The organism is Rhizobium sp. S152, from assembly GCF_030380735.1.
Taxonomy (GTDB): domain Bacteria; phylum Pseudomonadota; class Alphaproteobacteria; order Rhizobiales; family Rhizobiaceae; genus Rhizobium.
This window is the reverse complement of sequence record NZ_JAUDRZ010000009.1, coordinates 256,469-262,705: the sequence shown is the minus strand read 5'-3', so window position 1 is coordinate 262,705 and position 6,237 is coordinate 256,469. Positions and strand designations below refer to the sequence as shown.

At 60.6% G+C, this 6,237-nt stretch carries 6 protein-coding genes; all 6 read right to left on the bottom strand.

Features of this window, described 5'->3' with window-relative positions:
* Nucleotides 1-214: 214 nt before the first annotated feature.
* The 6 genes from gshB to QTL95_RS14205 all read right to left on the bottom strand — a co-directional run bounded on the left by gshB (nt 215) and on the right by QTL95_RS14205 (nt 6,195).
* Nucleotides 215-1,162: a glutathione synthase gene (gshB, locus tag QTL95_RS14230; protein ID WP_289720605.1), complete on the bottom strand. Its 948-nt coding sequence runs from the start codon at nt 1,160-1,162 to the stop codon at nt 215-217.
* 93 nt (nt 1,163-1,255) lie between these two features.
* Complete coding sequence (locus tag QTL95_RS14225) at nt 1,256-1,762, bottom strand: cupin domain-containing protein (RefSeq protein ID WP_289720604.1); 507 nt, start codon at nt 1,760-1,762, stop codon at nt 1,256-1,258.
* A gap of 107 nt (nt 1,763-1,869) precedes the next feature.
* Complete coding sequence (locus tag QTL95_RS14220) at nt 1,870-2,970, bottom strand: sn-glycerol-3-phosphate import ATP-binding protein UgpC (protein WP_289720603.1); 1,101 nt, start codon at nt 2,968-2,970, stop codon at nt 1,870-1,872.
* 11 nt (nt 2,971-2,981) lie between these two features.
* A complete protein-coding gene (ugpE, locus tag QTL95_RS14215; protein ID WP_289720602.1) occupies nt 2,982-3,824 on the bottom strand; it encodes a sn-glycerol-3-phosphate ABC transporter permease UgpE in 843 nt (280 codons plus the stop codon).
* A 13-nt stretch (nt 3,825-3,837) separates the two neighbouring features.
* On the bottom strand, nt 3,838-4,815 hold the full coding sequence (locus tag QTL95_RS14210; RefSeq protein WP_289720601.1) for an ABC transporter permease subunit: 978 nt from the start codon (nt 4,813-4,815) through the stop codon (nt 3,838-3,840).
* 81 nt (nt 4,816-4,896) lie between these two features.
* Nucleotides 4,897-6,195, bottom strand: a complete 1,299-nt coding sequence (locus QTL95_RS14205) for an extracellular solute-binding protein (protein WP_289720600.1) — start codon at nt 6,193-6,195, stop codon at nt 4,897-4,899.
* Nucleotides 6,196-6,237 lie beyond the last annotated feature (42 nt).

The following is a 6,237-nucleotide window of genomic DNA, read 5'->3' as shown; positions in this document are numbered from 1 at the left end:
GTTGTTCCTCTTTCGTGTCCGAGATCGTCGCCAAACGTTCGAATACGAGTAGAATCAACACCGTGCGCCTTGTCCATCCAATTTAAACCGGACAGCAGTGAGACGAGCCCGAGTATGACGGTAGAGAGTGGGGCGGCCGCGCTTACAATAGGTGCCGTTGCTGGCGACGGATGAAGGGGACTTCAGGTATCGCCGTCCTTTCAGCCGCTCAGTCTCAGCCGCGCTTGCGTTCGATGGCATCCCACAAGAGGCTGGCGATATCGGCGCCGCCGAATTTCTTGACTTCGCGGATGCCTGTTGGCGACGTGACGTTGATCTCGGTCATGTAGTCGCCGATGACGTCGATGCCGACGAGCAGGAAGCCGCGTTCGCGCAAGGCAGGGCCGATGCGGGCGCAGATTTCCTTTTCGCGCGCGGTCAGCTCGGTCGCCTCGGCGCGACCGCCGACATGCATGTTGGAGCGGCTGTCGTGCTCGGCCGGAACGCGGTTGATGGCACCGACGGGCTCACCGTCGACGAGGATGATGCGCTTGTCCCCTTTGCGTACGTCAGGCAAGTACTGCTGGGCGATGAAGGGTTCGCGGAAGAGCTGGCCGAACATTTCGAGCAGCGAGGAGAGGTTGCGGTCATCGCGCGTGGAGTGGAAGACGCCAGCGCCGCCATTGCCGTAGAGCGGCTTCAGGATGATATCGCCCATCTCGTCGCGGAAGCGGCGGATTTCGCCGGCATCCTTGGTGATCAGCGTCTTCGGCATCAGGTCGGAGAACTCGGTGACGAAGATCTTCTCCGGCGAATTGCGCACCCAGGCCGGGTCGTTGACGACGAGGGTCTTGGGGTGGATGCGCTCCAAGAGATGCGTCGAGGTGATGTAGGACATGTCAAAGGGCGGGTCCTGGCGCAGCAGGACGACGTCCATGGTCGACAGATCGACGCGCTCGGGGGCGCCGAGATCGAAATGGTCGCCCTTGACGTCACGCAGCACCATCGGCTCGACCGAGGCGAACAGCTTGCCGTCGCGGAAGCTCAGGCGATCAGGTGTGTAGTGGAAAAGCTTGTAGCCGCGGGACTGCGCCTCGAGGCTCATGGCAAAGGTGGAATCGCCCGCGATATTGATGGAGGCGACATGGTCCATCTGGACCGCTACGTTCTTGATCTTGGCCATTTCCGTCCCTTAGCTGATGCCGGACAGATGTAGGCCGCAGAGGCCAGGAACGCAACGGTCAATCAATGACTTCGCGCGTTCCCGCGGGCTATCTCAGTTGGCGATGCCGCTCTGGCCGGAGCCGCGCAAGAGGTTGCGGACGCGATAGGCAAAGGCCATCGGCTTCGGGAAAGGCTTTCTGAGGAAGGCGACCTTGCGAACATAGTTGTCGACCTTCCAGACCGCCCAGGTACCGGCGGCGAAGAAGGCGACGTCACCGGCGTGAAGCTGGCGCTCGGTGCCGTCCTCGGCGACGATGTGTACCTCGCCCTCGACGATCATGACGGTTTCGTCCCAACCGAAGAACCAGCGAAATTCACCGGCCGTGCAGTCCCACATCGCGGTCAGGGCCGCGTCGTCATGGCTGCGGGAATGCTCCGCCGTGCGTGCCTGTGGCTCGCCGGATATGATCCAGTCCGGATTGATCGGCGTCGAGACCATGGAAAGATGCTTTCCGGACTCGGCAACAAATGATTTTCCCGCAGGCAACGCAGGCACATAAAAAGGTACCGCGCGCGCAGCCATAGCGACTACGCTCGCCAGCGTTACATGCCATGCCATAAACTACCCCCGCAGTTCACTTTCCGAGATAGTGACTTCATAGCGGATAGTTGTAAAGATCGCATAGAAATAATCGCGAAGATTTTACTTGATTGTAGTATATCGCTTCAAGCGATCTCTTTTCCGGCCACAGCCGAAGCATACACCCGCGCATCGGAGAGAATACGTTTTCCGGTTTCTACATCGAAGTAGTGTAGCTTTTCCGCCGCGATCGCAAGTCTAAGTTCCTGCCCGATCTCTACTTCCGGCGACAAGACCGCGGTGATCGGCTGATCGCCCAGCAAACCGTGCACCAGACGCTGAGCCCCGAGCTCCTCGATGTAATCAATGGTGACGATGAGCGCAGGTTCGCTGGCCACGGCAAGCCGCAGATCCTCGGCGCGAATGCCGATCGTAACGGGACCGGAAGCCGGCGCGATGCCTGAGAGGTCGACCAGGCTCGGGCCGAGCGCCAGCTTGTCGCCGTGCAACTCGCCCTTCAGAAGGTTCATCGCCGGCGAGCCGATGAACGAGGCGACGAAGGTCGAGGCCGGGCGGTGGTAGACTTCCAGCGGCGTGCCGATCTGCTCGATCTCGCCGCGGTTCAGCACCACGAGGCGATCGGCCAGCGTCATGGCTTCCAGCTGGTCGTGGGTGACATAGAGCGAGGTGGTTCCGAGGCGGCGCTGCAGGCGCTTGATCTCGCCACGCATGGAGACACGCAGCTTGGCATCGAGGTTCGACAGCGGTTCGTCGAAGAGGAAGGCGGCCGGCTTGCGGACGATGGCGCGGCCCATGGCGACGCGCTGGCGCTGACCACCCGATAGCGCACGCGGGCGGCGGTCGAGATAGGGCTCGAGCTGCAGCATGCGGGCGGCCTCGGCGACACGCGCGTCGATCTCGGCCTTCGGCGTCTTGCGGTTCTTCAAGCCGTAGGCGAGGTTGTCGTAGACGGTCATGTGCGGGTAGAGCGCATAGTTCTGGAAGACCATGGCGATGTCGCGATCGGCGGGATCGACGCTGTTGACCGCGCGGTCACCGATGCTGACGGTGCCGTCGGAGATTTCCTCTAGGCCCGCCACCATGCGCAGCAGCGTGGACTTGCCGCAGCCCGACGGGCCGACGAGGACGATGAACTCGCCATCGGCGATCGAGATGTCGACGCCGTTCACGGCGCGGACGCCGCCATGATAATCCTTGCAGACCTTCGAGATTTCGATGCGTGCCATGTTTCTCTTCCTTACTTGTCGCTCTCGGTGAGGCCCTTGATGAACCATCTCTGGAAAATCACGACGATCAGTACCGGCGGCAGCATGGCCAGCACGGCGAGTGCAAAGGCTTCGTTGTAATCGGGAATTTGCGAACCGACCCAGACCTGCAGGATCGACTTGATACCGCGCATGAGCGTGAAGAAGCTCTCGTCGGTGGTCATCAGCATGGGCCAGAGATACTGGTTCCAGCCATAGACGAACATGATGATGAAGATCGCCGCCATCATCGTGCGCGACAGCGGGATCAGGATATCGACGAAGAACTTGAACGGTCCGGCGCCATCGATGCGGGCGGCCTCCAGGAGCTCCTCGGGAACGGACTTGAAGAACTGGCGGAAATAGAAGGTGCCGGTCGCGGACGCCAGTAGCGGCACGATCAGGCCGGTGTATGAGTTCAGCAGCCCGAGTTTGCTCATGACCTCGTAGGACGGCATGATGCGTACTTCGAGCGGCAGCAGCAGCGTCGTGAAGATGATCCAGAAGGCGAGCGTGGCGAAGCGGAAGCGGAAGTAGACGATGGCGTAGGCCGCCATCATCGACAGCACGATCTTGCCGACGGCGAAGCCGACCCCGAGGATCAGCGAGTTCAGCACCATGTTGAGGCCGGTAATCTGGCCGGTGAAGCCGCCTTTCTGGGTGAGCACCTTCTCGTAGGTGCCGACGAAATTATCGCCGGGCGTAATCATCAGGCCTTTGCTGTGAATTTCGGCCGCCTCGTGCGTCGAGGTCATGAAGGCGACGATCACGGGCACGATCAGGAACAGCGCGCCGAGGATGAGGATCAGGTGATCGAGAGGTTTCGTCTTGTACATGGTTCTTCCCCGATCACGTGTAATGGATGCGCTTCTCGATGAAGCGGAACTGGATGATGGTGAGAACGAAGACGACGATCATCAGGATCACCGACTGGGCCGACGAGCCACCGATGTCGTTGCCACGGAAGCCGTCCATGAACACCTTGTAGACAAGGGTGATCGGATTGTTGGCCGGCTTGTCCTTCACCATGACGTCGATAACGCCGAAGGTGTCGAACAGGGCGTAGGTGATGTTGATGATCAAAAGGAAGAAGGCGGTCGGCGCTAGGAGCGGCAGCGTCACCGTCCAGAAACGGCGGAACCCGGAGCGGCAGTCGATGGTGGCCGCCTCGCGCACGGAGACCGGCACGCCCTGCAGGCCGGACAGGAAGAAGATGAAGTTATAGGGGATCTGCTTCCAGACCGCGACGACGATCATCGCGAAGGCGGTGTCATAGTAATCCAGTCCGACCTGCATGTTCCAGCCGAACCACGCCGCCACCTTGACGAAGGGGCCGATGTGCAGGTCGAAGAACATCATGCCGATCAGGCCGGCGACCGGCGGGGCGATCGCGTAAACCGAAATCAGCAGCGTCTTGTATGTGGAACTGCCACGGATGACGGCATCGGCCTTGACGGCGAGAAGCAGGCCGAGCGCAAGCGAGAAGAAGGTGACGAGAACCGTGAAGACGACGGTGAACTTGGCGATGCTCAGATATTCCGGGCTGAAGATCGCGTCGGAATAGTTGCTGAAGCCGACGAAGGTCGCGCCGAAGCCGAAAGGGTCCTCGATATAGAAGGACGACTGCACCGCCTGCACCGACGGCCAGTAGAAGAAGATGAAGATCACCGCGAGCTGCGGCGCCAGGAACAGGTAGGGGATCAGCGACGGCGCGAACTGGACGCGCTTGGCGCCCGACGGCTCGGCGACGGCTGCCGGCTTCTTGGCGCCTGCCGCGAAACCGGGGATGAACCGGCCGAGGCGGGGTTGTGATGGAGTATAGGCCACGCGCGGTCCTCTATCGCTGATGGGACCTCCCTTCCGAGGAAAGGAGATCCCTGTTGCAAGTCACGATCGATGCGGCTCAGATCAGCCGGCGGTCTTCGCGAAGCGGGCGAGAAGTTCGTTGCCTTCCTTCTCTATGGTGTCGAAGGCTTCCTTGACGGTGGTTTCACCGGCGAAGATGCGGTTGTATTCGCGTTCCATGATCGAGCGGATCTGCGGGTAGAAGCCGAGGCGATAGCCCTTCGACCATTCGCCGCCTTCCAGCTTCAGCTGCTGGATACCGACTTCGGCGACAGGCTCCTTCTCGTAGTAGCCTTCCTTCTTGGCCAGATCGTAGGCTGCTTCGGTGATGGCGACGTAGCCGGTTGCCTGGTGGTAGAACTTCTGGATCTCGGGCGAAGTCAGGAACTGGAAGAAGTCGGCAACGCACTTGTTTTCGGCTTCCGGCTTGCCGGCCATCGCGAAGAGGGCCGCGCCACCGATGAAGGTGTTCTTGCCAGCGCCGCTGATCGAACCCCAGTAAGGCAGGAAGGTTGCGGAGAAGGGCATGGTGGCCGTCTTCTTCAGGCCGCCGAAGGAGCCAGAGGAGCCGATCCACAGAGCGACCTTGCCTTCTTCGAAGGGCTTCTGGTTGTCGTTCCAGCCGGCGCCATAATAGGCGAAGTAGCCTTCATCCTTCCAGGCCTTCAGCTTTTCGAACATCATGATGAGGTTCGGGTCGGTAACCTTCAGCTTGGTGTCGGTGATGCTGTCGTAGCCGTTGTTGTTGGTGGCGAACTGGATGTTGTTGCGCGAGAAGAAGTTCTCGGTGAACTCCCAGGTCAGCTGCGTCTGGACGAGCGGGATGTAACCGGCTTCCTTGAGCTTGGGCGCGATCGCCTCGAACTCTTCCCAGGTCTTCGGCGCTTCGACGCCGGCCTTCTTCAGCGCTTCCGGGTTGGTGTACATGATCGGAGCGGAAGAGTTGAACGGCATGCCGACGAACTTGCCGTCAGCAGCAGCGTAGAGATAGCGAACGCCGGGGATGAAGGCTTCGCGGTCGAACTTGTAACCGGCGTTGTTGATCAGGTCTTCAGCCGGGATGACAGCGCCCTTGGCGTTGATGATGGTGGCTGCGCCAGCGTCAAACACCTGCAGGATGTTCGGCTGCTCGCCCGAACGGAAAGCGGCAATGCCGGCTGCGAGTGCTTCTTCGTACGATCCCTTGGAGACCGGCGTGATGGCGCAGCTCGTCTGCGATGCGTTGAACTTCTGCGAAACTTCGTTGATGACTTCGCCGTTGCGGCCGCCCATGCCGTGCCACCATGTGATATTGGTCGCGGCAAAAGACGACGAGGCCGAGAAGCTCACGGCCACGGCCGCCATCGTAAATTTCTTGAACATGGCTAAATCCCTCTCCACCCGTTATTGGGCGCGAGGAGTGCA

What these genes read in the sequence shown, in the direction of transcription:
- QTL95_RS14205 (WP_289720600.1), bottom strand. Translation starts at nt 6,195, where the DNA reads ATGTTCAAGAAATTTACGATGGCGGCCGTGGCCGTGAGCTTCTCGGCC.
- gshB (WP_289720605.1), bottom strand. Translation starts at nt 1,162, where the DNA reads ATGGCCAAGATCAAGAACGTAGCGGTCCAGATGGACCATGTCGCCTCC.
- QTL95_RS14220 (WP_289720603.1), bottom strand. Translation starts at nt 2,970, where the DNA reads ATGGCACGCATCGAAATCTCGAAGGTCTGCAAGGATTATCATGGCGGC.
- QTL95_RS14225 (WP_289720604.1), bottom strand. Translation starts at nt 1,762, where the DNA reads ATGGCATGGCATGTAACGCTGGCGAGCGTAGTCGCTATGGCTGCGCGC.
- ugpE (WP_289720602.1), bottom strand. Translation starts at nt 3,824, where the DNA reads ATGTACAAGACGAAACCTCTCGATCACCTGATCCTCATCCTCGGCGCG.